Below are 24,423 nucleotides of genomic sequence, written 5' to 3'. Positions count from 1 at the left end.
GCCATTTGATCGTTCTCTGAAACGACAGGTCGCGGTGTGCCTGCCACGTATTACTCCATCACTTTTCCGTCATCCCTTTCGGACAACCGAACACCAACCCGCCGCTTTGTTCGGAAAGCCGGACACGAAGCGGAAACCCACATCTGAAAATCAAATATAAATAGATATAAATCAATAAGTTAAATTCTATTGAATAACAAAATACCGCTGGTACAAATCCTGCTCTTACTCAGCACCTCGTGGCGTTCAGAACCGCCCGGGTGTTTCTAGATGAACCTGCATCAGCACTCATCAAAAACTAGAGAGAAGAATAATGAAATCTGCGTTGAAAACTTTCGTCCCGGGCGCGTTAGCCCTCCTGCTGTTGTTCCCTGTTGCCGCTCAGGCAAAAGAAGCTGAAACCCAGCAAAAACTGTCCAACGTGGTGATCCTCGCCACCGGTGGCACCATCGCCGGCGCTGGCGCCAGCGCGGCCAACAGTGCGACCTACCAGGCCGCCAAAGTCGGCATCGAACAACTGATTGCCGGCGTTCCTGAGCTTAGCCAGATCGCTAATGTTCGCGGCGAGCAAGTGTTGCAAATTGCCTCCGAAAGCATCACCAATGAAAACCTGCTGCAACTGGGTCGCCGCGTTGCGGAGCTGGCCGACAGCAAGGACGTCGATGGCATCGTGATCACCCACGGCACCGACACCCTGGAAGAGACCGCCTACTTCCTCAACCTGGTGGAAAAGACCGACAAGCCAATCGTCGTGGTCGGCTCGATGCGCCCAGGCACCGCCATGTCGGCTGACGGCATGCTCAACCTGTACAACGCCGTTGCCGTAGCCGGCAGCAAAGACGCTCGCGGCAAAGGCGTACTGGTGACCATGAATGACGAGATCCAGTCGGGTCGCGATGTCAGCAAGATGATCAACATCAAGACTGAAGCGTTCAAGAGCCCGTGGGGCCCGCTGGGCATGGTGGTTGAAGGCAAATCCTACTGGTTCCGCCTGCCAGCCAAGCGCCACACCATGAACTCGGAATTCGACATCAAGACCATCAAAAGTCTGCCGGACGTCGAAATCGCCTACTCCTACGGCAACGTAAGCGACACCGCTTACAAAGCCCTGGCACAGGCCGGCGCGAAAGCCATCATCCACGCCGGTACCGGCAATGGTTCGGTGTCGTCCAAGGTGGTGCCAGCCCTGCAGGAACTGCGCAAGCAAGGCGTGCAGATCATTCGTTCTTCCCACGTGAATGCTGGCGGTTTCGTTCTGCGTAACGCCGAACAACCAGACGACAAATACGACTGGGTGGTTGCTCACGACCTGAACCCGCAGAAAGCCCGCATCCTGGCAATGGTCGCACTGACCAAGACCCAGGACAGCAAAGAGCTGCAACGGATGTTCTGGGAATATTGATCGCTCCCAGGCCTGACCGGTAACGGTTAGGCCATCCCGCTCGTGGCTCACCGCGAGCGGGTCCAGCCTCCCCCGCTTTACCCCCCCGCGCAAAAAGTCCTTGAAAAACAAAGCCCTCCTACACCAAACCAGCAAAATCACTGTCAGAAGAACTTCTTGAATTTTAAGCAGTTGCGAAATTGCCCACAGTTAAATACTGTATGCACGTACAGCCCAATAAGGAATGCTCCGTGGCAAAGCCCTCTTCCGCAGCACCCACAGCTCCCGACGCCTACCAACGCCTGGCCGTTCGCGTGCAGAAAATCATCAATTCCACCAACGCTCAAAAAAACAAGGCGGCGTTGATTTTTCGTCTGCCGGAGGAACCGGAAGACGAGTGGGCACGACTACTGGAGGAAATTGCAGAAAACGATAACGTCACCCTCGCCTATCGCGATGACGGTGGCGTGCAGATTTTCTGGGTTGTGCCGAAGGAAGATTGAGTCAATGAGTGTCCGTTTTATCAGTGTTTTGTTTGTGTTTTTTGCTGTTACCGCTCACGCGCAAGCCCCCAGAACCTTCAGTGAAGCCAAGAAAATCGCCTGGAAGCTATACGAGCCGCAATCCACGGAGTTTTACTGCGGCTGCAAATACACCGGTAACCGGGTGGACCTGAAAGCCTGCGGCTATATCCCGCGCAAGAACGCCAACCGGGCAGCGCGTATCGAGTGGGAGCACATTGTTCCTGCCTGGCAGATCGGCCATCAGCGCCAGTGCTGGCAGGACGGCGGGCGCAAGAATTGCACCCGCAAGGACGCGGTATACAAGCGCGCCGAGGCGGACCTGCATAACCTGGTGCCGAGCATCGGTGAGGTCAATGGCGACCGTAATAACTTCAGTTTTGGCTGGCTGCCGGTGCAGAGCGGGCAATATGGCTCGTGCCTGACCCAGGTGGACTTCAAGGCCAAGAAGGTCATGCCCCGCCCGTCCATTCGCGGGATGATCGCCCGCACGTACTTCTATATGAGCAAGCAGTATGGCCTGCGGCTGTCAAAACAGGATCGCCAACTCTACGAAGCCTGGAACAAGACTTACCCGGTACAACCCTGGGAGCGCCAGCGCAATCAAACCGTGGCGTGCGTGATGGGCCGCGGCAATGAGTTTGTCGGCCCGGTGAACTTGAAAGCCTGCGGCTGAATAAAAAAGCGGGAGTGCTACTGCCTCCCGCTGGCCGGTATCTTACTGTGCAACCTTGTGTTCGATGACCTCGGATACCGTGTCATTTTTCTTCGCGGTGACCAGCTTCTGGGTCAACTGCGCCTGCTTCGCTTCAGCCTCGGCCTTGGTGCTGAAAGGCCCCAGCAGTACCTGGTCCTTACCGTCTTCCTTCACCAGATAGAAACTGAAACCGTGCTCGAGCAACCACGCGGTCAGGTCAGTCATCGCCTGGAGCTTGTGATCCGGCGGTCCCACCCATACATCCCACTCCTGGGAGGCGATCGCACCGACCGCAGGTTGGCCCTGAGCGGGGGCCTCGGCAACGGCGGGCCTGGCCTTGGGAGCATCGACGTTTTTGCCTTCACCGCAACCGGCCAATGCCAACACCGCAATTGCCATCGCTACTTTACGCACTACCCTGCTCCTTAGAGGATCAAAGAGGCGACTTTATCATTCACTGTCTATTCTGGCCGTCATAAACGTTGGCTTAAACAATGCGAATGATGTATCGCAGACCTGTATGATGGCGTCATGGGAATTAATGCTGCCTCTATGCGTCCTAAAAGAGGCAGCCACAGGGAAGCGCTTCGCAGTAAGCTACACACATCCGACATCTGCCCTGTCTGAACATGTGCCTTTCAAAGCAATCAAGGAGAAGTCCATGCTGATACTCACCCGCAAAGTCGGTGAAAGCATAAACATCGGTGATGACATTACGATCACCATTCTGGGCGTTAGCGGCCAGCAAGTAAGAATCGGCATCAATGCTCCAAAGGACGTTGCCGTGCATCGCGAGGAGATCTACCAACGTATCCAGGCGGGCCTGACGGCTCCGGATAAAAACCAGACACCTTGAAGCGCCTCCAGTAGCCAGCCCTTTCGTTCACTGTAACGGCTGGCGAAAACCTCTTTGGCCTGCTCGCGGCTTTCCGCGGCCAGCGCGTCCTATTCCCTTATCCCAGCGCCAGGCTAGCGTCACCCCAGGCCGACGCCGCGCGCCATACCCGTCGCCGCAATCATCATCAGCACAACCAGCAGCGCCTGCAGGTGGCTGATGCGTGCAAAAAGACCGGCCTGGTGCAGATCCAGACGCGTGCCCCGAACCAAGCCAATACGCCATTTGATAAAGCGGATCATCGGCGCGAGTTCCAATAACAAAATTAATACCAGCAGCGTCATCTTCACGTGAAACAACGGCTGGTGCAGGTAATAATCACTGCCCTTTTCGTAGCCGCCAAAGGCCCGCAGGCCACCGGTTACCAGCAACACCAGAGCGCTGATTCCCCAGATGTTGTCCGCGATCAACACCCCGCGCAGGGTTGAGGGGTCAATATCCGAAACACTGCGCAAGGCCTTGCCCCGGGCAAGCACTGCCGACAATGCCAGGGCGAATGCCAGTAAATGGGTTGCAGCGAGGAACCACTGAACGAACATAAGGCGTACTCCTTTTTGTTTAACACATGGCAGGAACACTTCTCAGTAATAGCCGCAGGCTGCCTTCTGTGCATGAAACAACTCGCGCACAACAGGAACTTGTCGAATATTCGAGGGCCGAATCCTGTTACAGCCCCGCTACAGTCTGCGACGCGCTCAGGAGCACGTTGATGAGGCGACCTGGCAAACAGCCGTACTTATCCCGGTCCTGGATGATCGCCGCGTTGATCGGCCTGGTCTTTGCGGGGCTGGAGTATTGCTTGCGCTTTGAGTTCGAAGGCACCGGCAAAGCCCACTCCAAGCTGGACCTTGCGCTGCTCCTGGGTGCGTACTTGTTTTTCTTTTGTCTCAAGCCGATCCAGGCCACCATTCATCGAAAACTGTGCCGGCGTGCTCCTCGCCGCGAACGCCGGAAAGCGTCCTCCTGACCCCAGGCAGGACACTGTTGAAGCCCCGTTGAACCGCTATCAGATCGCCGGTATTTACAGCCGCGCACCACAACCTATGCTAGGGCATGCACGGTCAGTGAAAGGTTGTAGCGCGGATGGACACTCTGAGTAAAACCGAAATCGAAGCGGCACTGGCAGCGCGCCTGCCGAGCTACAAAATCGTCTGCACCCTGCATGCCGACGGCACGCTCTCCGCGATCCTCAGCGGCCCTGAAGCTGATCACTTTGCGATAACCGGCATCGTCCGGGCGCACCATCGAGGGCCGGAAGCGATCGCCAAACTCGCCAGCGAAATTCTCAAGGAAATGGTGTTGTCTCGGCAGGGGATCAAGGGTGCCCGCCTCCAGACACTGGCTGATGACAATCCCCCTGCTGAATCCTCCGTTTACGAAGAAGGCCGATCCGCTTAACCGGATCGGCTTTTTTCACGGCAGGCGCTGCAGGTGCAGCAGCCCGGCTTCATCCCGCCGAACCTGCAGATGCTCGTACCCAGCAATCGACGGGTGCTCTGTGACCATGGGCGTCAGGTGTGTAGACGTCACCACCATCACATCGGCACCCGCCGCCTCACCGGCGCGAATCCCGACGCTGGCATCTTCAAACACCAGGCAGTCCTGTACCGGCACGCCCAGCCGTTGCGCACCGAGCACATAACACGCCGGATCCGGCTTGCCGCTGGCGACATCCTCCGCCGTTACCAACACCGCCGGCGGGTTGATGCCGGCGGCCTGCATGCGACGCAGGGCCAGCGCCTTGGGCGCAGAGGTGACCAGCGCCCACTGGTCGCCGGGCAGCGTGTTGAGAAACGCCACCGCGCCGGCAATGGCCACCACCCCTTCCACATCGTCGAGTTCAGCCTCGGTAATCCACTGCGCCTCAGCCTGTGCATCCACACCGGGCAACGCCTGGCGGGTGATGGTATCGATGGCCCGGGCGCCATGGATGGTCTTCAGGAACGCCGCGACATCCAGCCCATGGCGTTCAGCCCAGGTGGCCCAGACGCGCTCGGCGGCGGCAATGGAGTTCAGGAGTGTGCCGTCCATATCGAACAGGAAGGCGCGGTAACGGTTGGCGAATACAGCTGAATCGCGGGTGGACACTGCTCGGCTTCCTCTTGCTTTCGTCACCCGGTCTTGGGTGCTGACGAATCACGTGCCTGGTGCAATCTACGGATCAGCCCAAACGCTGTAAACCTTCCCGTGGTTTTGTATCGGACTGTATGGAAACCCTCCCCGGATACGCGAACCCGCATTTCACCCCGCACGGGCACACATGGCGGATACACCCCGGCGATTAACTACAGCCACCAGCCAATCCGGCTGACTCACTCGCAGGAGCACCACCATGTTCAATTTCTCGAAAGCGTCGTCCCTGGTATTCGGCCTGGCTGTAGTCGCAGGGCTCGGGCTGGCATCCGTGGCGTCAGCCAACTCTCATGCCGCCGTGGTCAAGAGCCAACCATCACACCTGCTCGTCGAGGGCGGAGCAGATCGCCTGCAACAAAACCGGGTCGCTGAAGGCGGTGCTGATCGCCTGCATGAACTCGGCCTGGCGGAAGGTGGCGCCGAACGCGTACGAGAAGCCCGCACGGTGTAATGCATCACTGCCCCACATTGAATCCGGGCAGCCTCCAGGCTGCCCATTGCATTACAAACTTGTCATTAAGCTGTCAGTGTTGCCAGCACCCTCACTTCATACAGTGAAGTCGTCAGTCACCCACAGCGGGTGACTCAACTTCCCACTGACAATGAAGCGAGCCCGCCCCATGAAACCTGCAAGCAAACTCTGCCTGATCGCCGCCAGCCTGTTGATGCTGGGCACCGGCGCCGCCGTGGCCGGCCCGATTGCACCGGTGAAAGCCAATAACGTGGTCCTGGTACACGGTTCCTGGGCTGACGGTTCCAGCTGGTCCGAAGTGATCACCCGCCTGCAGGCCGCCGGTTTGCATGTCACCGCCGTGCAAAACCCGCTGACCTCGGTGGCAGATGACGTCGCCGCCACCAACCGCGTACTCGATCAGCAAGACGGCCCTACCGTGCTGGTGGGCCACTCCTACGCCGGTACCGTGGTCAGCGACGCCGGGGTCAATCCGAAGGTCAGCTCCCTGGTGTACGTCGCCGCCCGCGCCCCGGACGCCAACGAAGACTTCGTCGCGCTGTCCGCCAAGTACCCGACCACACCCGTGCGCGCCGGTGTAGTGGAACACGACGGCTACCTGACCCTGAACCAGGATGCCTTCCTCAAGTACTTCGCCGCCGACGTGCCCCGCGCCAAGGCCATGGAGCTGTACGCCGTACAACAACCGATCGCCAAGACCCTGTTCAGCGGCCGCACCGTCAACGCCGCGTGGCACACCAAGCCGTCCTGGTATGCGGTGTCCAGCAACGACCAGACCATCAACCCGGACCTGGAGCGCTTCCTGGCCAAGCGCATGAACGCCACCACCATCGAGGTGCCGTCGAGCCACTTGTCGCTGGTTTCCCACGCCAAGGAAATCACCGACCTGATCCTCGAAGCCTCCGGCCGCCAGCCTTAAGCCCTTCATTACAACCTTGTCATCATCCTGTTGGTTGGCTGTTTGTGTCGCCTGGTTACTGTGAACTCACTGCCGAAGACCGGCAGCCAACCCTTAAAGAGAGATACCGCCATGAAACTGTTTATCCTCGGCTTTGCTGCCCTCCTCGCCACCGGTTCGGCCTTTGCCGGCACCACCACGGCTACCTCGGTGATCCACGACACCCCCGGCTTCTTCATGCACATGGACGTGGCCAAGGTGCTGTCCAGCACTGACACCTACGGCCAGTGCGGCATCGTCCCCGCCCGCCTCGACTACCTGGACAGCCAGGGCCGCGAACACGTGCTGGACTACCAGGTACAAGGCATCGGCTGCCCCAATGACAATTGATCGGGCTACACTTGCGCCACCAAAGACCTGCACATCACCAGGGCAAACCCCATGAATATCCTCGTAGTCGAAGACGAGCCCAAGGCGGGCAACTACCTGCTTAACGGCCTGCAGGAACTGGGCTACTCCGTGAGCCTCGCCCGCGACGGCGTGGACGGTTTGCACCTGGCCCTCGAAACCCCGTTCGACGTGATCGTGCTGGACGTGATGATGCCGAAGATGGACGGCTGGGAAGTGCTGCGTCGCCTGCGCAAGGAAGCCGATACACCCGTGCTGTTCCTCACCGCCCGGGACGACATTGCCGACCGCATCAAGGGTCTGGAACTGGGCGCCGATGATTACCTGATCAAGCCGTTTTCCTTCGCCGAACTGGTGGCGCGCCTGCGCACCCTGACCCGGCGCGGGCCAAGCCGGGAAGAAGAACAACTGCAGATCGCCGACCTGCAGATCGACGTGCTCAAACGCCGCGTCACCCGCGGCGGAGTGCGCATCACCCTGACCAACAAGGAGTTCGCCTTGTTGCACTTGTTTGCCACCCACCAGGACCAGGTACTGTCGCGCTCGCTGATCGCCTCGCGGGTGTGGGACATGAACTTCGACAGCGACACCAACGTGGTCGACGTGGCCGTGCGCCGCCTGCGCCTGAAAATCGACGACCCGTTCCAGCTCAAGCTGATCCACAGCGTGCGCGGCATCGGCTACCGCTTCGATACCCAACCATGAGCAAGCCCCGGCATTACTCCCTGACCCTGCGCCTGGCGCTGATCTTCGCCTTGCTGGCGTTTGCCCTGCTGGCCACCCTCGGCGTGGCGCTGTACCGCGAGCTTGAGCGCGAACTGATCCACCGGGACGACGCCGCTCTGATCTACCGCGTCGACCAACTGCGCAACCTGCTGAACGACAGCAACACCCTGGACCTGATCAAGACCAAGCCGGAGCTGTTCCAGAACATGCTGGGCAACCGCGAATCCGTGCTGAGCATCGCCGCGCCCGGGCAGAAGCCATTGCTGGAAGTGAACCCCGGCAATATCGACATGCCCGACGTTGCACCGGTGCCCCGGGACCACACCCTGGAATTCGCCGACGTGCAGCACTTGCCGGGCGTGAATGGCGTGCCCTTCTCCACCCTGGCCGCCACCATCGACTCGGGCGACCTGGGCAGCCTGCAAGTCACCACCGGGCGACTGATGACCGAGCGCACCGCCGTGCTCGCCAGCTATCGGCTGAGTGTGTATATCCTCGCCAGCATCGCGGCGTTGGTACTGGCGGTGGTCGGCTACCTGATGGTGCATCGCGGCTTGCTGCCATTGCGGCGCCTGGCGGTGCATGCCCAGGGCATTGGCGTCGGCAACCTCGCCGCACGCCTCGACAGCCACGGCGCGCCGAAAGAGCTGCTGCCGATGATTGATTCGTTCAACACCATGCTCGAACGCCTGGCGAAGGGCTTTGTGCAATTGGGCCAGGTCTCCACCGACATGGCCCACGAACTGCGCACGCCGATCAACAATTTGCTGGGGAAACCCAGGTGGCGTTGCAGCAACACCGCAGCGTCGAGGCCTACCAGCAACTGCTGGCCTCCAACGTCGAAGAACTCGAACGCCTGGCGCGCATGCTCGACAACATGCTGTTCCTGGCCCGCACCGACCCTGCCAGCGCCCTGCGCCAACGCCAGGAACTGGACGCGGCCGACGAAGTGGAACGCATGGCCGACTACTTCGAAGGGCTGGCGGGCGATGTCGACATCAGCATCCTCCCCAGGGTGCCGGTGTGATCTGGGCCGAACCGATGCTGCTGCGCCGCGCCCTGGCCAACCTGTGTGCCAACGCCATCAAATACGGCGCGCCAGGTTCTGAACTATTGATCCAGGCCACGCCCAGCGCCGAGGGCATCAGCCTGACCGTGACCAATCACGGTACGACCATCCCGGCCGAGCACTTGCCCCGATTGTTCGAGCGGTTTTATCGCGTGGATGAGTCCCGGGAGCGCTCGGCCCATTCCAATGGATTGGGGTTGTCGATTGTCGCGACCATCATGCAGCTGCATAACGGCCGATACAGCGTGAGCAGTGAAGACGGCATAACGTGCTTTGAGCTGTTTTTTCCGGGGCGGGAGGCATAGCTGCTTGCTATGGAGCGGGGTGTTCAAGCATCGTAGCGCCCCCATCCGATGCGGTGGCTTCCCCTCTCTCTTAATCTGTGGATACGGAAATTCAATGAAAACCTCCAAGGCCTTGTATGCCCTGTCTTTTGCTGTCGCCCTTTCGATGCTGGGTGGTTGCGCAGCCAAGGTAAAGAGCGGCGGTACAGACGCGCTGGCCATTCCGGAATCGGCCAAACAAAACCTGGTGGTGAGCTTTAAAGGCAACACCACGGTCGAGCAAAACCAGGACTGGCCACTGCTCAAGCAACAATGGGGCGCGGCCCTGCAAACCGAAGCGCAGCAGGCCGGTTATAGCCTCAAGGAAACGCCAACCATCAACACCGGCAGTGCCGACGGCGTGGGCATCACCATCAACGTCAGCAAGTTCCGCTACCTGACCGCGGGCACCCGCTACGCCGCCGGTGCGCTGGTGGGCAACGCCTGGGTCTTCTCGAAAGCCGATTTTTCCGACTTGAAATCCGGCGCACCGCTGGGCGCGCGCACCTATGAAACCGAGTCGTCGGCCTGGGAAGGCGTGGCGTCGGCCATGACCCAGAAGCAGGTCCAGGCGATTGCCAAACAAGTAATCGCGGATATCAAGAACGCCAAGGCGCAGTAACCCCCTGGCGGGTATCCCTGTCGTCAGCGCTGCGGGTGCCGACGCGGGCCATACCGGCCCAGCGTCGGCATTGCGCTCGCAAAATAAATACAAGGACGAATAAATGAGCATCTACCCTGCCCTGTTGCTGGCACTCGCCATTGTGACCGCCTACGTGGCCAGTCAGCGCGGCCGATCAGGCCCAAGATGGTTTGCGATAGCCGTATTCGTGCCCGTGGTCCCGCTGATTGTCCTCCTGCTGCTGCCACGCATTCCCAAGACCGGTGTTGACGCTTTGGTGCACGAAGACCTGCGGCCCTGCCCTGCCTGCACAAACCCCATCAACGCCGCCGCTGCCCAATGCAAACACTGTGGCGCCGAGGTGCAACCCATCGCCCTGAAAGACCGCAGCGGCTGGGTCGTGCGTATCACCGCCGATACCGATGAAGGGTTTGGCCTGCTGGTGGCGCAACTGAAAGAGCTCGATGTGCCCACCGTTCTCGATGAACCGCCTCACGCGTTTGTAGGCCCGTTTGAAGAAAAGGCCCAGGCGCAGAATGTGCTCAGGTATTTGAAGTCCGATCAGGGCTTGGACGGCCTGGTGACCTGGCGGTCGGTGACCCGCTAGCCCTCAGGCCAGGTGCTTCTGGAAAAAGTGACGCGCGTGCCCAGGCGGGTAGTCGGCGATATGCCCGAACTCGCTGAAGCCCAGTTTTCGATAGAACCCGGGAGCCTGGAAGCTGAAGGTATCCAGCCAGATCCCGGTGCACTTTTTCTCCCGCGCCAGGTCCTCGGCCGCCTGCATCAGCTTTGAACCGGTGCCTTGAGTGCGCATCGATTCAGGCACGCTCAACAGTTCAACGAACATCCAGCCATAAGAGATTTTCCCGTAGAGACCGCCCACCACGTCCTGGCGGACGGGATCACGCAGCAACAACCCGAAGGTTTCAAACGGGTTCTCGCCGCATTGGCTGATGTTGTAGGCCCTCAGCGGCTGGAGGATGGCCTGGCGCTCTTGCTCGGTTACCTCAAACGACAGTTCCATTGCCACGTCCATCTTGATCGTCCTGTGTTGAATTCCAGATCACCCGACAGAAGCGCCAACCCCTCAAGGGTTGAGTTTTTCCAGGGCTGCTCGCAGTTCGGTATTGTTGCCGCCCAACGCGCTGGTGGCGATTGCTGCGTTGCGCAGCAGGATCGACGCCGCGTGAGGGACGTGTTCTTTGAGCAACCGGTCGGAAGGCCCCGACAGCGTCAGCGCACCTTTAAGCTCACCGCCCATTGCAAACACGGGAACGGAGACGGCGGTGGTTTCCGGGTCGCGCTCGCCAAACGAGCAGGCCCAGCAGCGCTCACGCTCCTGCGGCAGTGTGGCGTCCCCCTGGCGCGAGAACGCACGCAGGACCTTGCCGGAAGCCCCGGCATGCAGCGGGAACCGCGCGCCTTCCAGCACCGAAACCCGCACCGCGCGCTTGGGTTCGACACGGAACAACACCACCCGGCTGCCGTTTTCATAGACGTAGAAAGACGACGTCTCGCCGCTCTCTTCGGTGATGGACTCCAGCAGCGGCAGGATCACATCTCGCAAGCGGAACGACGCTTGATACAGCTGGGACAGGCGCAGCGGTTCAGGCCCGACCGCGTATTGGCCGTCACTCAAGCGCCGCACGAAGCCGGCTTTTTCCAGCGAGGTGATCAGGCGCAGGATGGTGCTTTTATACAAGCCGGTGCGCCGTGCGATCTCCGCCAGGCTCAAGCTCTCCTGATCGATATTGAAGGCCGCGAGAATGGAAAACGCGCGGTCTACTGCAGCAACGCCGCCTTCCGGACTGCCGGCTTGATCAGCAAGACTGTTGTTGGGTTCGGTACTCATGGCCACTCGTTGGGTATTCATCGCCGGCGCGAGCGGCAGCATCATTGCCGTCCCGGTCGCGCCAGACACGTTCAGTCGCCGTAACATACCCTTTTGCGCCGGGGTGCAGCCACCGCATTATGCTTCCCGCAGGAAAAGCCGCAGCGACACCACCATCGCCGCCGCGACAAACATGATGCACCCCATCACCATCAAGCCCGCCGTGAACGAGCCGGTGTAGTCCTTGAGAAACCCCATCAGGTACGGCCCGACAAAGCCGCCAAAGGCCCCAATCGAGTTGATCAGGGCGATGCCGCCGGCAGCGGCCTGGCCACGCAGGAACTTGCCGGGCAAGGTGTAGAAAATGGTCTTGCCGGCGATCGTCCCCACCAGCGCCAGGGTGATCCCGGCCAAGGCGGCGACCAGTGTGTCCATCTGCAAGGCGACCAACAACGCCAGGCCGGCCAGCAGCATGGCCAGGGTCAGGTTGAGAATCCCCTTGCCGGTGCGGTCCACGTGTTTTGCCCACACCAACAGGCCAATGGTTGCAAAAAAGTAGGGAATTGCCGCCACCCAACCGATCATGCTGATTTCGACACCATGGCCCTTGAGCATCTGCGGCAACCAGATGCCGATGCCGTAGGAGCCCAGGGTAAAACTGAAGGTGATTGAGCTGAGGATCCACACCCGCGGGTCTTTCAAGGCCGCCTTGAAGCCGTGGCGGTGTTGGCCCTGGCTCTGCTCTTCAGCCAGCAAGCCGGTGAGCACGGCACGTTCCTGCGCCGACAACCATTTGGCCTCGGAAGGCTGGTTGGTCAACACCTTCAGGGTGATCAGGCCGAGGATACACGCCGGGATGCCCTCGATCAGAAACATCCATTGCCACCCCGCCAGCCCCCAGATGCCATGCATTTGCAGGAGCCACACCGACAACGGCCCACCCACCAGGAACGAAATCGGCGTGGCGGCGGTAAACCACGCCAGCACCCGGGTGCGGTACTGCGCCGGAAACCACAGGGTCAGGAAAAAGATCACCCCGGGAAAGAATCCGGCCTCGGCCACACCCAGCACCAGGCGCATGGCGTAGAAACTGTAAGGGCCAACCACCCAGGCCGTGGCCGCCGCCGCAATCCCCCAGGTAATCATGATGCGTGCCATCCAGCGCCGGGCGCCAAAGCGGTACATCGCCAGGTTGCTCGGCACCTCACACAGGCAATAGCCGACGAACATGATCCCCGCCCCCAGGCCGAATTGCGTGGCGGTCAAACCCAGTTGCTCGGTCATTTGCAACGCGGCGTAGCCGACGCTGGTGCGGTCCAGGTAGTTGAAAAAGTAAGCCAGGGCGAGCAGCGGGATCAGGCGCCAGGCGGCCTTGTGCAGGACGCGGGTCTGCTCTGCATCCAGCACGACGGCGGTGATGGCTGGGGTGCCTGATGCAGGTGTCGTGACAATTGCCATGACGGGTTTCCTCGACATTATTGTTATTGGAATGGCGACAAAAGGGCCTAGCGGACCACGCCACGTGCACGCAAGGCGTCGACATCCCTGGCGGCATAACCCAGTTCTTCGAGTAACGCCTGCGAATGGCTACCCAGTTGCGGCACGTTCAGACGCGTATCGAAACGCCGGCCATTCATTTCAAACGGCAGCATGGGCACCTTCACTTCCTCGCCGTTATCCAGCGTCAGATGCGCCAGGCCACCGGAGGCATTCAGGTGCACATCGTCAAACAGATCCTGGGGCCGCTGGATCGGCGAGAACGGCAAGCCGGCCTGCTCGCACATGTCCATGATTTGCTGCTTGGGCAGCGTGGCCAGCCGTTCCCGCACCAACGGCAGGATTTTCGAGCGGGCGTGCACACGCTGGGTGTTGCGCGCCAGCTCGGGGTCACTGCCCAACTGTTCAAACCCAAACGCCTGGCAGAAGCTCAGCCACTGGCTGTCACTCACCACCCCCATGAACACTTGCTCGTCATCGCGGGTGTTGAACACGTCGTAGATCGCCCACGCAGAAAGACGGCTGGGCATCGGCGCCGCCGGCTGGCCGGTGGTCGCCATCTGCATCATGTGTTGGCCAATCAGGAACGCAGAATTCTCGAACAGCCCGGTCTGTACAAACTGGCCCTCCCCGGTCGCCTTGCGTTGCCACAGCGCGGCCAGGATCGAGATGGCGCTGAACATGCCGCCCATCACATCGTTCACCGACGCACCGGCGCGCAGCGGGCGGCCTTCGGGACCGGTCATGTACGCCAGCCCGGACATCATCTGCACCACTTCATCCAGCGCGGTGCGGTGTTCGTAGGGGCCCGGCAGAAAACCTTTCATGGAGCTGTAGATAATGTCGGGCTTGATCGCCTTGACCTGCTCGAAGCCCAGGCCGAGCTTTTCCATGGCACCGGGACGAAAGTTCTCGGTGACCACGTCAGCGCTTTCGATCAACTTGCGCACCGCCGCCATACCTTCCTCGGTCTTGATGTCGACGGCGAAGCTTTTCTTGTTGCGGTTGTAGGTCATCCAGTAACCGGCGCCCGAGCCGGTCAAGCGCCGGGTGTTGTCGCCGGCCGGCGTCGGTTCGACCTTGATCACTTCCGCGCCGAGATCAGCCAGCACCAGCCCGCAGGTCGGGCCCATGACCATGTGCACAAACTCGACCACCCGAATGCCGGCCAACGGCAGCGCCTGGATCTTTTGATTCTGCGTGCTCATCGTGCGGCCCCTGCGTAGTGAAAGTTCTTGCCCACGCCGGCGTCCGGAATGAACCCGTAAAGCGGCTCGCCAGGCAGGCCTTTTTGCAGCCACTCACGTGCTGCCACCAGCTTGTCGATATCGACACCGGTACGCAGGCCCATGGATTCGAGCAGGTAAACCAGGTCTTCGGTCACGATATTGCCCGACGCGCCCGGCGCATAAGGACAGCCGCCAATCCCGCCCTGGGAGGCGTCGAACGTGGTCACGCCGACGTCCAGCGCCGCCAGCACATTCGCCAGCCCCTGGCCGCGGGTGTTGTGGAAATGCGCACTGCCGGCCCTCGCGCCGATTTCGCTGCGCAAGCGGATAAACGCCCGGCGCACCTGGGCCGGGTTGGCGTAGCCGACGGTGTCCGCCAGACCGACCTCATCCACGCCGAGCTCGGCCATGTGCAGCGCCATGCGAATCACGTCGTCTTCAGGCACTTCGCCCTGGATCGTACAACCGAATACCGTCGACAAACCGGCCTCCACTTGCACCTGCGGGAAGTGTTCGTTACGCAAGGCAATGACCTGGCGGACCTCCTCAAACACCTGTTGATGGGTTTTGCGGATATTGGCCAGGGAATGCGGCTCGCTGACGGAGATGGGCAGCGTGATTTTCTGCACGCCGGCGTCGAAGGCCGCCTGCGCGCCCTTGAGGTTCGGCACCAGTGCAGTGACGAATACGTCCGGGCGTTGACGCATATGCGTCACTAACTGCGCGGCATCGGCCATCTGCGGCAACAGCTTGGGAGACACAAAGGAACCAATCTCGATTTCCTGGAGGCCAGCGTCGGCCAGGGCCGTCAGCCACTGCAGTTTGAGGGCGGTGGGCATCGTCGCGGCGACGCTTTGCAGGCCGTCACGCGGGCCTACCTCACTGATCAGAATGTCGATGTTTTTATTAGGGGTCATCACCGGGCCTTTGAAGGTCAATCCATAATTGTTCTATCTGATAGAACGGTGTTCTGAAATAAATAATGAGCGCGTTGATTTTCGCTGTCAACGTCCGAAAAGCAGTCCGCGATTTTTATTGGAATCTGGTGAGTCATCGGCAGAGCGAATCCATCGCCTGGGTCCGACCCGGCAAAAGACAGGGTTGACAGTCTCAAAAATAACCTCGACATTTGTTCTATTAGAAAGTACAGCGTTCTATCTAACAGAACAAAAACAACAACGCAGCAAGGCTCAACCCTTTTGGGAGGTGCCTTGCCCGCCCCGTAGGAGTTAATCCTGTGAGCCTGTATGCCCCGCCTCGTGATTTGCCCACTCGCGTTTTCAGCACATTGCCGCAGGTTTTCTGGAAGGACGGAGACTCCGACTGGGTGCGCGCCAACAAGCCCGGCCAGCGGGTGAAAAGCTTCCTCGAAGGGCCGTCCTTCGATCTGCAGGGCAATCTCTATGTCACGGACATCCCTTACGGCCGAATTTTCCGCATCGACCCGCACGGCCACTGGACGCTGGTGGTGCAATACGACGGCTGGCCCAACGGCCTGAAGATCCATCGCGACGGGCGTATTTTCATTGCCGACTACAAGCACGGCATCCTGACCCTGGATCCTGCCAGCGGCGTCATCACGCCGTTTCTGACTCACCACCGCAGCGAAGGCTTCAAGGGTGTGAACGACCTGTTTTTCGATGCCGGCGGCAAGCTCTACTTCACCGACCAGGGGCAGACCGGCCAACAGGATCCCACCGGTCGTGTGTTCGCCTACGACCTGGAGAACCAGAGGCTCACCCGCCTGATCGACAACGGCCCGAGCCCCAACGGGCTGGTCATGGACCTGGCGCAAAACGCGCTGTTCGTCGCCATGACCCGGGGCAACGCGGTGTGGCGCCTGCCGATCCAGCGCGACGGCGGCACCAGCAAAGTCGGGATCTTTACCGCACTGGCGGGGGGCGTGAGCGGCGCCGACGGCATGGCCCTCGACGTGCTCGGCAACCTCTACGTGTGCGATGCCGGCAATGCCTGCGTCTGGGTATTCGACCCTCACGCCGTACCGCTCTATCGCATCCGCAGCTGCACCGACGGCCGCACGCTGACCAACCTGGCGTTCGGCGGCGAGGGCAACCGGCACCTGTTCATCACCGATTCATCGACCAGTTCGATCCTGGTCGCCGACCTGGAGCACGCTGGCCAACCGATGTTTTCCCACCGCTGAATTAAACCGCCACTGAACGCTGCGAGCAGCACGCAGGGGCTTCGTTCGCCCTGAAAAAAGCCGGCAGTCACTTGCCTGGCGCCCTATAAGACCAACAAAAAGGCACACCCATGTTGATATTCCTGAGCTACGCCATGATCGTCTGCTTCATGTACCTGATCATGAGCAAGCGCCTGTCACCGCTGGTGGCGCTGCTGCTGGTCCCGATCGTTTTCGGCTGCCTGGCCGGCTTCGCCCCGCAACTGGGCGGCATGATGTACGACGGTCTGAAGATGCTCGCCCCCACGGGCATCATGCTGACGTTCGCGATCCTGTATTTCTGCCTGATGACCGACGCGGGCCTGTTCAACCCGCTGATCAAAGTGATCCTGCGCCTGGTCAAGGGTGACCCGCGCAAGATCGTGGTCGGCACCGCCGTACTCGGCCTGTGTGTGGGCCTGGATGGCGACGGCGCCACCACGTACATCATCGCCACCGCTGCGTTTTTGCCGCTGTACCGGCTGACCGGTATTCGCCTGCAAGTCATGGCCACCGTGCTGCTGATGTCGATTGGCGTGATGAATATCCTGCCGTGGGGCGGGCCGTTTTCCCGGGCGGCCAGCGCCATGCACGTGGACATCACCGAACTGTTTGTGAGCATGGTGCCAATCATGGTGGCCGGCGCCGTGTGGGTGTTGTTCGCCGCCTGGTGGCTGGGACGCATGGAGTTTCGCCGCCTGGGCAAAGTCAGCATCAGCGAGGATAAAGTGCTCAAGGGCTATGCGCACATCCGCTTGGGCGACCCGCGCTTTCTGTTCAACGTGGTGCTGACCATCGCCCTGATCACCTGCATGATGATCAGCCTGATGCCGTTGCCGATCCTGTTCATGATCGCCTTCGGCCTGGCCTGCCTGGTCAACTTCCCGTCCATCAAACAGCAGAAGGAAGTCATCGCGCGGCATGCCGACAACGTGATGGCGGTGACCTTGCTGATCTTCGCCGCGGGGATTTTTGTCGGGATCATGGGCGGCACCGGTATGGTCAAGGCGATCTCCGACAACCTGATCGCGCTGCTGCCGCAACAGTCCGGGCCTTACCTGTCGGTGATCACCGCGCTGCTGAGCATGCCGTTCACCTATGTGCTGTCCAACGATGCGTTCTATTTCGGCGTGCTGCCGATCTGGGCACAGACCGCCGCCCACTATGGAATTGATGCAAAGGAGATGGCGATTGCCTCGCTGATCGGCCAGCCGGTGCACCTGCTCAGCCCGCTGGTAGCCTCGACTTACCTGCTGTGCGGCCTGTTGGACATCGACTACGGCGACAACCAGCGCGTCGCGCTGAAATGGACCGTGGGCACGGTGATGGTGATGTTGCTGGCCGCGATTGCGATTGGCGCAATCACTGTCATCAACTGAGGGGCGACTGTCGCGGGCGGGACAGACGTTGCGCCCTCAGCTATACGCAGGTCGCATCCGCCCCAGGACAACTACATCGCCGGCGGTACTCTGGGATGACCACCCGGGAGATTTCCAATGACTCTACGCGCTTGCTTGGCCGCACTATTGGTACTGACCGCCTCCACCGCCTCTGCCGCCCCGCGCTACGATCACCTGTATGCATTCGGTGACAGCTACTCCGACAACGGTGCAGGTGAACGCTTCACCAAAACCCTGGCCACGCAGAAGGTCAAGGATGCGCAGGAACTGCCCGGCTCGCTGTATTGGAAAGGCCGCTGGAGCAACGGCCCGACGGCCGTCGAGAACCTGGCTCACGCCTTGAAAACGCCCTTGACCGACTACGCAGTGGGCGGTGCCAAGAGTGGCAACGGCAACTACTACGCCTGGATGGAACCGGCACGCGACACCGGCGTTTCGGGCCAGATCGCCGACTACCTGAAATCCGCCAAGGCACACAAGGCAGACCCGAACGCGCTGTATTTCATTTTCATCTCGGCCAACGACTTTTTTGAATGGGCCGACTTCTCGCACCCGGAGTCGGTTGCCGTGCTCAGCCAGAACAGCGTGGCGAACATTCAAAAAGCCACCGAGACGCTGCTTGCCGCAGGCGCCAAACACGTGATGGTAGTCGGCACCACGGATTTGAGTCATGTGCCGGCCGTGGTGCAAGGCAATCAAGTCGAGAATGCAAAAAGCTACCAACAGGCGCTCGAACAGAAATTGCCGGTAGTGCTGAGTACATTGGCTAAAACCCACCAGGTCAGCATCCGCTACTTCGACCATGTGGCCTTCAGCGACAAGCTGCGTGCGGCTCCGGACGTTGCCGGGTTGAAAGACCTGGATACGCCCTGCCAACACACCTATCCGGACGTGAAGCCTGCGTGTGAAAACCCGGACGCGCATTACTACTGGGATGAATGGCACCCGACGCGCAAGGTGCATGCACTGGCGGCGGAGGCAATGTTTGAAACGCTGAAGGCTGGCCAGGGTATTTGAACAAGGTCACACGGCCCTATTGAATCAAGGCGAGCACCCACCGATGACCGCTTCTCTTCTGAACGATTCAGGCGCCCGCCCGGTACTTTTGTCGGTGATCTCCACCACGCAGCCACTCACGGGAACCGCCTGGATGATTTGATAAGTCGCGCCAACGGCAGGGATAAAACTGGCGACGTTGGCGCAACTGCGAAAATAGTTTTCGCCTTCCTTGTTGGCGCCACCGCTGCTCATGACGTTGACGTAGATGCGCCGGTCGGGGATCAGTAAAAACCGCTCGCTGACCTCATTTTTGCGAGTGCCCAGCACGCCGGTCTCGGCCGTGTCATTACAGCCCGGGTCGTAGTAGGCCCAATACATTTGCACGCCACCGTTCACCAAGGTGTTAGTGCCCGGGATGGCTTCGAGCGTTGCATGAGGCGCGGTGGGGGCTGGTTGTTGGTAGAAACCGACACAACCTGTCGCCAGGCTGCAGAACAGTGCCAATAAGACCTTTTTCAAAGACAAACTCCCTGTTAACCAGACAGGCCAACGGCGGCCATGGGCGATTGTACCCAGACAATATCAATTAGACATCACTGCACGCTCGTCGCCTGCCGATACTGCCGCGGCGTAAACCCGGTCAGGGCCTTGAACTGCCGGGTAAACGCACTGTGGTCGGTATACCCGCACTGCAACGCTACCTCAGTGATCGGCATCTCGGTATGCAGCAGCCGGTGCGCATGTTCCAGGCGCACTTTCTGGATCATCTGGCGCGGCGTCAGGTGGAACACGCGCTTGCAGTAGCGCTCCAGTTGCGCCACTGAAATCCCGGCAATTCGTGTCAGTTCACCCAACGTGACACGCCGGTTGAAATGCACCCGAATGTGCTCATCCACTGCCGCCAACCGTTGATAGCCCGGGTGGGTTTCACTGGCGGTCTGCAGGTCGACCGAGATCCCCGCCAGGCCGATGATTGCACCGTCGCGGTTGTACAGCGGCCATTTGTGCGTCAGGCACCAACCCGGCTCGCGGGTGCCGTAGAGGTGCAATTCCAGCTGGTCTTCCAGCACAAACCCCTGCTCCAGGACCCGCCGATCCTGTTCGGTATAACCGGGGCCCAATTGCGCGGGGAACACCTCGGCGCTGGTTTTTCCCAGCAACGGTTGCAAGTGCTTCAAGCCGCACCGTTGCACCAGGGTGCGGTTGGCCAATACGTAGCGCGCCTGCACGTCCTTGATAAAAATCGCGGCGTTGGGAATCACGTCCAGCATCGGCAACAACAGCCCCACCCCTGCCAATAATTCTTCAATGGTGTGCGGGCGGTGGGACTCGCTCCCTTGGCATAGGGTGGCGAACGCGCTCTGCATCATGACGCTCTCTCCTGCATTTTGCGGACAGGCCAGGCGCCCGGCGGGCGGTGCCTGGCGAGCAGATTGCCGCATGGCGGTGGCCATGTCGAGCACTCGAAACTGTGCTGATTTCGTCATCACAGCCTGCGCAAAACATCAATCGCGGCGCCGTTGATGGGTTCACTGTATGGCACTGCATGCCTATCCAATAACCCACAAGAAGGCGCCGCTATGTCAGCCCAAGGCAAGTTCAAGAAACAGCTTTCATTGATCGACCTCACCTTTATCGGACTGGGAGCGATCTTCGGTTCGGGCTGGCTGTTCGCGGCCAGTCACGTCTCTGCCATCGCCGGTCCGGCGGGGATTTTTTCCTGGTTGCTGGGCGGCTTCGCCGTACTGCTGCTGGGCATTGTGTATTGCGAATTGGGGGCGGCATTGCCCCGCGCCGGTGGCGTGGTGCGCTACCCGGTTTACTCACATGGCCCACTGCTGGGCTACCTGATGGGCTTCATCACGCTGATCGCGTTTTCGAGCCTGGTGGCGATTGAAGTGGTCGCCTCGCGCCAATACGCCGCAGCGTGGTTTCCCGAGTTGACGCAAGCGGGCTCCAGCAACCCCACCGTCCTCGGCTGGTTCGTGCAGTTTGCGCTGCTCTCGCTGTTTTTCGCCCTCAACTACCGCAGCGTGAAGACCTTCGCCATGGCCAATAACCTGGTCAGCGTGTTCAAGTTCATCGTGCCGCTGCTGGTGATCGGCGTGCTGTTCACCTTCTTCAAGCCGGAGAATTTCCACAGCCAGGGCTTTGCGCCGTTCGGCCTCTCGGGGATTGAAATGGCGGTGTCCGCCGGCGGGGTGATTTTCGCTTACCTGGGCCTGACGCCGATCATCTCGGTGGCCAGCGAAGTGAAAAACCCGCAACGCACGATTCCGATTGCACTGATCCTGTCGGTGCTGCTCTCCACTGCGATCTACGTGCTGTTGCAGACCGCTTTCCTCGGCGGCATCCCCACCGAAATGCTCGCCAACGGCTGGGCCGGCGTCGCCAAGGAACTGGCCCTGCCGTACCGCGATATCGCCCTCGCCCTGGGTGTGGGTTGGCTGGCCTATCTGGTGGTCGCCGACGCGGTGATCTCCCCAGCGGTTGCGGCAACATCTACATGAACGCCACGCCACGGGTGATCTATGGCTGGGCGCAAACCGGGACCTTCTTCAAGGTCTTCACCCGCATCGATGAAAAGTCCGGCATCCCGCGCCCGGCGCTGTGGCTGACCTTTGGCCTGTCGGTGTTCTGGACCCTGCCGTTCCCGTCGTGGGAAGCGCTGATCAACGTGGTGTCCGCCGCGCTGGTGCTGAGCTACGCCGTGGCGCCGGTGTCCGTTGCCGCCCTGCGCCGCAATGCGCCTGACCTGCCGCGCCCGTTCCGGGTCAAGTGGATGGGTCTGCTCGGCCCGCTGTCATTCATCATCGCCGCGCTGATCGTCTACTGGTCGGGCTGGAGCACCGTGTCGTGGCTGCTCGGCCTGCAAATCCTGATGTTTGTGGTGTACCTGCTGTGCGGCCGTTTTGTGCCGACCCTGCACCTCAGCCTGGGCCGCCAGGTGCGCTCTTCCGCCTGGCTGATCGGCTTCTACGCCGTGACCATCATCCTGTCGAAACTCGGCAGCTTCGGCGGCCTGGGCATCCTCAGCCATCCGTTCGACACCGTGGTCGTCGCCGCCTGCGCGCTGGGTATTTATTACTGGGGCGCGGCCACCGGCGTGCCGGCCCATCTGGTTCGCCTGGAAACCGAAGACGATGAAAGCGAAGCCCCTGAGCCCGACATGGGCCGGGTGCAGCTTGCTTCCTGAACGTCAGCCCACCCCTGAATGGATAGCGATATGAAACGAGTCCACATCATTGACTCCCACACCGGCGGCGAACCCACGCGCCTGGTGATGAGCGGTTTCCCCGAGCTTGCCGGCGAGACCATGCTCGACAAGCTCGACGACCTGCGCACCCGGCATGACCCATGGCGCAGGGCGTGCCTGCTGGAACCCCGTGGCAACGATGTGCTGGTGGGCGCGCTGTATTGCGCGCCGGTCTCGGCCGATGCCACCTGCGGCGTGATTTTCTTCAACAACGCCGGCTACCTCGGCATGTGCGGCCACGGCACCATCGGCCTGGTTGCCTCGCTGCATCACCTGGGCCGAATCGCCCCGGGAGTGCACAAGATCGACACGCCCGTCGGCCCGGTCAGCGCCACGCTGCATGCAGACGGCGCGGTAACCCTGCGCAACGTGCCTGCCTATCGCTATCGCCAACAGGTGCCGGTGGATGTGCCCGGGTATGGCCGGGTCTACGGCGACATCGCCTGGGGCGGCAACTGGTTCTTCCTCGTCTCCGAGCACGGGCACGTGCTGCAAATGGACAACGTCGAAGCCCTGACCGATTACACCTGGGCCATGCTCAAGGCCCTTGAGGCACAGGGCATCCACGGCGAAGACGGCGCACTGATCGATCATATCGAACTGTTCGCCGACGACGCCCGGGCCGACAGCCGCAACTTCGTCATGTGCCCGGGCAAAGCCTACGACCGCTCGCCCTGCGGCACCGGCACCAGCGCCAAGCTGGCGTGCCTGGCGGCCGACGGAAAACTCGCCGCCGGTGAACCCTGGGTGCAGGCGAGCATCACCGGCAGCCAATTCGAAGGCAGCTATGAATGGGAAGGCGACCGTGTGCGCCCTTCCATCACCGGCCGCGCCTACATGACCGCCGACAGCACCTTGCTGATCGACGAACAGGATCCCTTTGCGTGGGGCATCTGAACCGCCCCCGCCCCTTCAATCAAACTGGAGCTGAAACCATGAACACCCACATTTTCACCGGCTGCATCCCCGCCCTGATGACCCCGTGCACCGCCGAGCGCAAACCGGACTTCGACGCACTGGTCGCCAAGGGTCGCGAACTGATCGATATCGGCATGAGCGCGGTGGTGTACTGCGGCTCCATGGGCGACTGGCCGTTGCTGACCGAGGCCGAGCGCCAGGAAGGCGTGGCGCGCCTGGTGGCCGCCGGCGTACCGACCATCGTCGGCACCGGCGCGGTCAACAGCCGTGAAGCCGTGGCCCACGCGGCGCACGCAGCGAAAGTCGGGGCGCACGGCTTGATGGTCATCCCGCGCGTGCTGTCCCGTGGCGCTTCGGCGACTGCGCAAAAGGATCACTTTGCGGCCATCCTCAAGGCGGCGCCGAACCTGCCGGCGGTGATCTACAACAGCCCTTATTACGGCTTCGCCACCCGCGCCGACCTGTTCTTCGAACTGCGCCGCGAGTACCCGAACCTGATCGGTTTCAAGGAATTCGGCGGCGCTGCCGACCTGCGTTATGCGGCAGAACACATCACGTCAAGGGACGATGACGTGACCCTGATGGTCGGCGTGGATACCCAGGTGGTCCACGGCTTCGTCAACTGCAACGCCACTGGCGCAATCACGGGTATCGGTAATGCATTGCCACGGGAAGTGCTGCAACTGGTGGCCCTGAGCAAGAAAGCCGCCAAGGGTGACGCCACTGCACGCCGCCAGGCGCGGGAGTTGGAGTCGGCGCTGGCAGTACTGTCGTCCTTCGACGAAGGCTGCGACCTGGTGCTGTTCTACAAGCACCTGATGGTGCTCAACGGCGACAAGGAATACACCCTGCACTTCAACGAAACCGATGCCCTGAGCGATGCCCAGCGTCGTTATGCCGAGAACCAGTACGCGCTGTTCCGCCAGTGGTACGCCAACTGGTCGGCCGAGCAGAACGTCGCTTAAC

The 24,423-nt window shown here is 60.9% G+C and carries 27 protein-coding genes and 2 pseudogenes; 19 read left to right on the top strand and 10 right to left on the bottom strand.

The features are described from left to right. Window positions 1-313: 313 nt before the first annotated feature. The 3 genes from JFV30_RS07475 (at window position 314) to JFV30_RS07465 (ending at window position 2,578) form a co-directional block, all read left to right on the top strand. Window positions 314-1,402 carry an asparaginase gene (locus tag JFV30_RS07475; protein ID WP_003219965.1) on the top strand — a complete coding sequence of 363 codons (1,089 nt, stop codon included), beginning with the start codon at window positions 314-316 and terminating at the stop codon, window positions 1,400-1,402. Window positions 1,403-1,632: 230 nt separating this feature from the next. Next, window positions 1,633-1,884, top strand: coding sequence for a DUF1654 domain-containing protein (locus JFV30_RS07470; protein ID WP_010175649.1), 252 nt, complete (start codon window positions 1,633-1,635; stop codon window positions 1,882-1,884). 4 nt (window positions 1,885-1,888) lie between these two features. Then, window positions 1,889-2,578 (top strand): endonuclease, encoded by a 690-nt coding sequence (locus tag JFV30_RS07465; protein ID WP_201122792.1) that lies wholly within the window; start codon window positions 1,889-1,891, stop codon window positions 2,576-2,578. A 42-nt stretch (window positions 2,579-2,620) separates the two neighbouring features. Here the strand turns inward: JFV30_RS07465 and JFV30_RS07460 are convergent, their stop codons facing one another. After that, a complete protein-coding gene (locus JFV30_RS07460) occupies window positions 2,621-3,013 on the bottom strand; it encodes a hypothetical protein (protein ID WP_010175653.1) in 393 nt (130 codons plus the stop codon). A gap of 247 nt (window positions 3,014-3,260) precedes the next feature. On the opposite strand from JFV30_RS07460, the gene csrA reads away from it, so the two are divergent. After that, complete coding sequence (csrA, locus tag JFV30_RS07455; RefSeq protein ID WP_003192511.1) at window positions 3,261-3,455, top strand: carbon storage regulator CsrA; 195 nt, start codon at window positions 3,261-3,263, stop codon at window positions 3,453-3,455. 119 nt (window positions 3,456-3,574) lie between these two features. Here csrA and JFV30_RS07450 read toward each other — a convergent pair whose 3' ends face one another. Continuing rightward, window positions 3,575-4,033: a DUF2214 family protein gene (locus JFV30_RS07450; RefSeq protein WP_201122790.1), complete on the bottom strand. Its 459-nt coding sequence runs from the start codon at window positions 4,031-4,033 to the stop codon at window positions 3,575-3,577. 170 nt (window positions 4,034-4,203) lie between these two features. Here JFV30_RS07450 and JFV30_RS07445 point away from each other — a divergent pair, with 170 nt between their 5' ends. Further along, a complete protein-coding gene (locus tag JFV30_RS07445; RefSeq protein WP_201122788.1) occupies window positions 4,204-4,461 on the top strand; it encodes a hypothetical protein in 258 nt (85 codons plus the stop codon). A gap of 116 nt (window positions 4,462-4,577) precedes the next feature. Then, window positions 4,578-4,892 carry a hypothetical protein gene (locus JFV30_RS07440; RefSeq protein ID WP_201122786.1) on the top strand — a complete coding sequence of 105 codons (315 nt, stop codon included), beginning with the start codon at window positions 4,578-4,580 and terminating at the stop codon, window positions 4,890-4,892. Window positions 4,893-4,907: 15 nt separating this feature from the next. Here JFV30_RS07440 and JFV30_RS07435 read toward each other — a convergent pair whose 3' ends face one another. Further along, entirely contained in the window at window positions 4,908-5,582 is a 675-nt protein-coding gene (locus JFV30_RS07435; protein WP_201122784.1) for an HAD-IA family hydrolase, read from the bottom strand. A gap of 244 nt (window positions 5,583-5,826) precedes the next feature. Between JFV30_RS07435 and JFV30_RS07430 the strand changes: the two genes are divergently transcribed. The 7 genes and pseudogenes from JFV30_RS07430 to JFV30_RS07400 all read left to right on the top strand — a co-directional run bounded on the left by JFV30_RS07430 (window position 5,827) and on the right by JFV30_RS07400 (window position 10,752). Continuing rightward, the gene (locus tag JFV30_RS07430) at window positions 5,827-6,078 is read left to right on the top strand and encodes a phage infection protein (protein ID WP_201122782.1); all 252 of its coding nucleotides are present in this window, start codon (window positions 5,827-5,829) and stop codon (window positions 6,076-6,078) included. Window positions 6,079-6,247: 169 nt separating this feature from the next. Then, a complete protein-coding gene (locus tag JFV30_RS07425; RefSeq protein WP_010175667.1) occupies window positions 6,248-7,018 on the top strand; it encodes an alpha/beta fold hydrolase in 771 nt (256 codons plus the stop codon). Between the two features lie 111 nt (window positions 7,019-7,129). Next, window positions 7,130-7,387 carry a DUF2790 domain-containing protein gene (locus tag JFV30_RS07420; protein WP_201122780.1) on the top strand — a complete coding sequence of 86 codons (258 nt, stop codon included), beginning with the start codon at window positions 7,130-7,132 and terminating at the stop codon, window positions 7,385-7,387. Between the two features lie 51 nt (window positions 7,388-7,438). Continuing rightward, window positions 7,439-8,110, top strand: a complete 672-nt coding sequence (locus JFV30_RS07415; RefSeq protein WP_010175671.1) for a heavy metal response regulator transcription factor — start codon at window positions 7,439-7,441, stop codon at window positions 8,108-8,110. Further along, window positions 8,107-9,505, top strand: a pseudogene (locus tag JFV30_RS07410) (heavy metal sensor histidine kinase). The gene JFV30_RS07415 and the pseudogene JFV30_RS07410 overlap by 4 nt, the downstream one beginning before the upstream one ends. Before the next feature lie 94 nt (window positions 9,506-9,599). After that, window positions 9,600-10,145, top strand: a complete 546-nt coding sequence (locus tag JFV30_RS07405; RefSeq protein ID WP_201122778.1) for a DUF4410 domain-containing protein — start codon at window positions 9,600-9,602, stop codon at window positions 10,143-10,145. 103 nt (window positions 10,146-10,248) lie between these two features. Next, window positions 10,249-10,752 (top strand): SPOR domain-containing protein, encoded by a 504-nt coding sequence (locus tag JFV30_RS07400; protein ID WP_201122776.1) that lies wholly within the window; start codon window positions 10,249-10,251, stop codon window positions 10,750-10,752. Window positions 10,753-10,755: 3 nt separating this feature from the next. Here the strand turns inward: JFV30_RS07400 and JFV30_RS07395 are convergent, their stop codons facing one another. The 5 genes from JFV30_RS07395 to JFV30_RS07375 all read right to left on the bottom strand — a co-directional run bounded on the left by JFV30_RS07395 (window position 10,756) and on the right by JFV30_RS07375 (window position 15,619). Then, window positions 10,756-11,181, bottom strand: a complete 426-nt coding sequence (locus tag JFV30_RS07395) for a GNAT family N-acetyltransferase (RefSeq protein ID WP_201122774.1) — start codon at window positions 11,179-11,181, stop codon at window positions 10,756-10,758. Window positions 11,182-11,232: 51 nt separating this feature from the next. Beyond that, entirely contained in the window at window positions 11,233-11,997 is a 765-nt protein-coding gene (locus tag JFV30_RS07390) for an IclR family transcriptional regulator (protein WP_201122772.1), read from the bottom strand. A 117-nt stretch (window positions 11,998-12,114) separates the two neighbouring features. Continuing rightward, window positions 12,115-13,434 (bottom strand): MFS transporter, encoded by a 1,320-nt coding sequence (locus JFV30_RS07385; RefSeq protein ID WP_242487035.1) that lies wholly within the window; start codon window positions 13,432-13,434, stop codon window positions 12,115-12,117. A 47-nt stretch (window positions 13,435-13,481) separates the two neighbouring features. Continuing rightward, window positions 13,482-14,681, bottom strand: a complete 1,200-nt coding sequence (locus JFV30_RS07380) for a CaiB/BaiF CoA transferase family protein (RefSeq protein ID WP_201122770.1) — start codon at window positions 14,679-14,681, stop codon at window positions 13,482-13,484. Beyond that, window positions 14,678-15,619: a hydroxymethylglutaryl-CoA lyase gene (locus JFV30_RS07375; protein ID WP_201122768.1), complete on the bottom strand. Its 942-nt coding sequence runs from the start codon at window positions 15,617-15,619 to the stop codon at window positions 14,678-14,680. Before JFV30_RS07375 ends, JFV30_RS07380 begins: the two co-directional genes overlap by 4 nt. A 320-nt stretch (window positions 15,620-15,939) precedes the next feature. Between JFV30_RS07375 and JFV30_RS07370 the strand changes: the two genes are divergently transcribed. The 3 genes from JFV30_RS07370 (at window position 15,940) to JFV30_RS07360 (ending at window position 19,301) form a co-directional block, all read left to right on the top strand. Further along, entirely contained in the window at window positions 15,940-16,866 is a 927-nt protein-coding gene (locus tag JFV30_RS07370; protein WP_201122766.1) for an SMP-30/gluconolactonase/LRE family protein, read from the top strand. Between the two features lie 110 nt (window positions 16,867-16,976). Beyond that, the gene (locus tag JFV30_RS07365; protein WP_201122764.1) at window positions 16,977-18,263 is read left to right on the top strand and encodes a CitMHS family transporter; all 1,287 of its coding nucleotides are present in this window, start codon (window positions 16,977-16,979) and stop codon (window positions 18,261-18,263) included. A gap of 117 nt (window positions 18,264-18,380) precedes the next feature. Next, a complete protein-coding gene (locus JFV30_RS07360; RefSeq protein ID WP_201122762.1) occupies window positions 18,381-19,301 on the top strand; it encodes an SGNH/GDSL hydrolase family protein in 921 nt (306 codons plus the stop codon). A 24-nt stretch (window positions 19,302-19,325) separates the two neighbouring features. Here JFV30_RS07360 and JFV30_RS07355 read toward each other — a convergent pair whose 3' ends face one another. Further along, a complete protein-coding gene (locus tag JFV30_RS07355) occupies window positions 19,326-19,802 on the bottom strand; it encodes a hypothetical protein (RefSeq protein ID WP_242487034.1) in 477 nt (158 codons plus the stop codon). Window positions 19,803-19,876: 74 nt separating this feature from the next. Then, window positions 19,877-20,653 carry a helix-turn-helix transcriptional regulator gene (locus JFV30_RS07350; RefSeq protein ID WP_201122758.1) on the bottom strand — a complete coding sequence of 259 codons (777 nt, stop codon included), beginning with the start codon at window positions 20,651-20,653 and terminating at the stop codon, window positions 19,877-19,879. 210 nt (window positions 20,654-20,863) lie between these two features. On the opposite strand from JFV30_RS07350, the pseudogene JFV30_RS07345 reads away from it, so the two are divergent. The 3 genes and pseudogenes from JFV30_RS07345 to JFV30_RS07335 all read left to right on the top strand — a co-directional run bounded on the left by JFV30_RS07345 (window position 20,864) and on the right by JFV30_RS07335 (window position 24,422). Then, window positions 20,864-22,479, top strand: a pseudogene (locus JFV30_RS07345) (APC family permease). Between the two features lie 30 nt (window positions 22,480-22,509). Next, entirely contained in the window at window positions 22,510-23,436 is a 927-nt protein-coding gene (locus JFV30_RS07340; protein ID WP_201122756.1) for a 4-hydroxyproline epimerase, read from the top strand. Window positions 23,437-23,474: 38 nt separating this feature from the next. Then, the gene (locus JFV30_RS07335; RefSeq protein WP_010175691.1) at window positions 23,475-24,422 is read left to right on the top strand and encodes a dihydrodipicolinate synthase family protein; all 948 of its coding nucleotides are present in this window, start codon (window positions 23,475-23,477) and stop codon (window positions 24,420-24,422) included. Window position 24,423 lies beyond the last annotated feature (1 nt).

Origin of the sequence: Pseudomonas sp. TH32 (assembly GCF_016650855.1) — a bacterium.
GTDB lineage: Bacteria > Pseudomonadota > Gammaproteobacteria > Pseudomonadales > Pseudomonadaceae > Aquipseudomonas.
Note: the sequence above shows the minus strand (reverse complement) of the source record. Positions and strands in the feature narration are given on the sequence as shown.

What these genes read in the sequence shown, in the direction of transcription:
- JFV30_RS07360 (WP_201122762.1), top strand. Translation starts at nt 18,381, where the DNA reads ATGACTCTACGCGCTTGCTTGGCCGCACTATTGGTACTGACCGCCTCC.
- JFV30_RS07450 (WP_201122790.1), bottom strand. Translation starts at nt 4,033, where the DNA reads ATGTTCGTTCAGTGGTTCCTCGCTGCAACCCATTTACTGGCATTCGCC.
- JFV30_RS07395 (WP_201122774.1), bottom strand. Translation starts at nt 11,181, where the DNA reads ATGGACGTGGCAATGGAACTGTCGTTTGAGGTAACCGAGCAAGAGCGC.
- csrA (WP_003192511.1), top strand. Translation starts at nt 3,261, where the DNA reads ATGCTGATACTCACCCGCAAAGTCGGTGAAAGCATAAACATCGGTGAT.
- JFV30_RS07475 (WP_003219965.1), top strand. Translation starts at nt 314, where the DNA reads ATGAAATCTGCGTTGAAAACTTTCGTCCCGGGCGCGTTAGCCCTCCTG.
- JFV30_RS07335 (WP_010175691.1), top strand. Translation starts at nt 23,475, where the DNA reads ATGAACACCCACATTTTCACCGGCTGCATCCCCGCCCTGATGACCCCG.
- JFV30_RS07365 (WP_201122764.1), top strand. Translation starts at nt 16,977, where the DNA reads ATGTTGATATTCCTGAGCTACGCCATGATCGTCTGCTTCATGTACCTG.
- JFV30_RS07340 (WP_201122756.1), top strand. Translation starts at nt 22,510, where the DNA reads ATGAAACGAGTCCACATCATTGACTCCCACACCGGCGGCGAACCCACG.
- JFV30_RS07425 (WP_010175667.1), top strand. Translation starts at nt 6,248, where the DNA reads ATGAAACCTGCAAGCAAACTCTGCCTGATCGCCGCCAGCCTGTTGATG.
- JFV30_RS07390 (WP_201122772.1), bottom strand. Translation starts at nt 11,997, where the DNA reads ATGAGTACCGAACCCAACAACAGTCTTGCTGATCAAGCCGGCAGTCCG.
- JFV30_RS07420 (WP_201122780.1), top strand. Translation starts at nt 7,130, where the DNA reads ATGAAACTGTTTATCCTCGGCTTTGCTGCCCTCCTCGCCACCGGTTCG.
- JFV30_RS07405 (WP_201122778.1), top strand. Translation starts at nt 9,600, where the DNA reads ATGAAAACCTCCAAGGCCTTGTATGCCCTGTCTTTTGCTGTCGCCCTT.
- JFV30_RS07350 (WP_201122758.1), bottom strand. Translation starts at nt 20,653, where the DNA reads ATGATGCAGAGCGCGTTCGCCACCCTATGCCAAGGGAGCGAGTCCCAC.
- JFV30_RS07375 (WP_201122768.1), bottom strand. Translation starts at nt 15,619, where the DNA reads ATGACCCCTAATAAAAACATCGACATTCTGATCAGTGAGGTAGGCCCG.
- JFV30_RS07445 (WP_201122788.1), top strand. Translation starts at nt 4,204, where the DNA reads ATGAGGCGACCTGGCAAACAGCCGTACTTATCCCGGTCCTGGATGATC.
- JFV30_RS07465 (WP_201122792.1), top strand. Translation starts at nt 1,889, where the DNA reads ATGAGTGTCCGTTTTATCAGTGTTTTGTTTGTGTTTTTTGCTGTTACC.
- JFV30_RS07440 (WP_201122786.1), top strand. Translation starts at nt 4,578, where the DNA reads ATGGACACTCTGAGTAAAACCGAAATCGAAGCGGCACTGGCAGCGCGC.
- JFV30_RS07430 (WP_201122782.1), top strand. Translation starts at nt 5,827, where the DNA reads ATGTTCAATTTCTCGAAAGCGTCGTCCCTGGTATTCGGCCTGGCTGTA.
- JFV30_RS07380 (WP_201122770.1), bottom strand. Translation starts at nt 14,681, where the DNA reads ATGAGCACGCAGAATCAAAAGATCCAGGCGCTGCCGTTGGCCGGCATT.
- JFV30_RS07385 (WP_242487035.1), bottom strand. Translation starts at nt 13,434, where the DNA reads ATGGCAATTGTCACGACACCTGCATCAGGCACCCCAGCCATCACCGCC.
- JFV30_RS07415 (WP_010175671.1), top strand. Translation starts at nt 7,439, where the DNA reads ATGAATATCCTCGTAGTCGAAGACGAGCCCAAGGCGGGCAACTACCTG.
- JFV30_RS07400 (WP_201122776.1), top strand. Translation starts at nt 10,249, where the DNA reads ATGAGCATCTACCCTGCCCTGTTGCTGGCACTCGCCATTGTGACCGCC.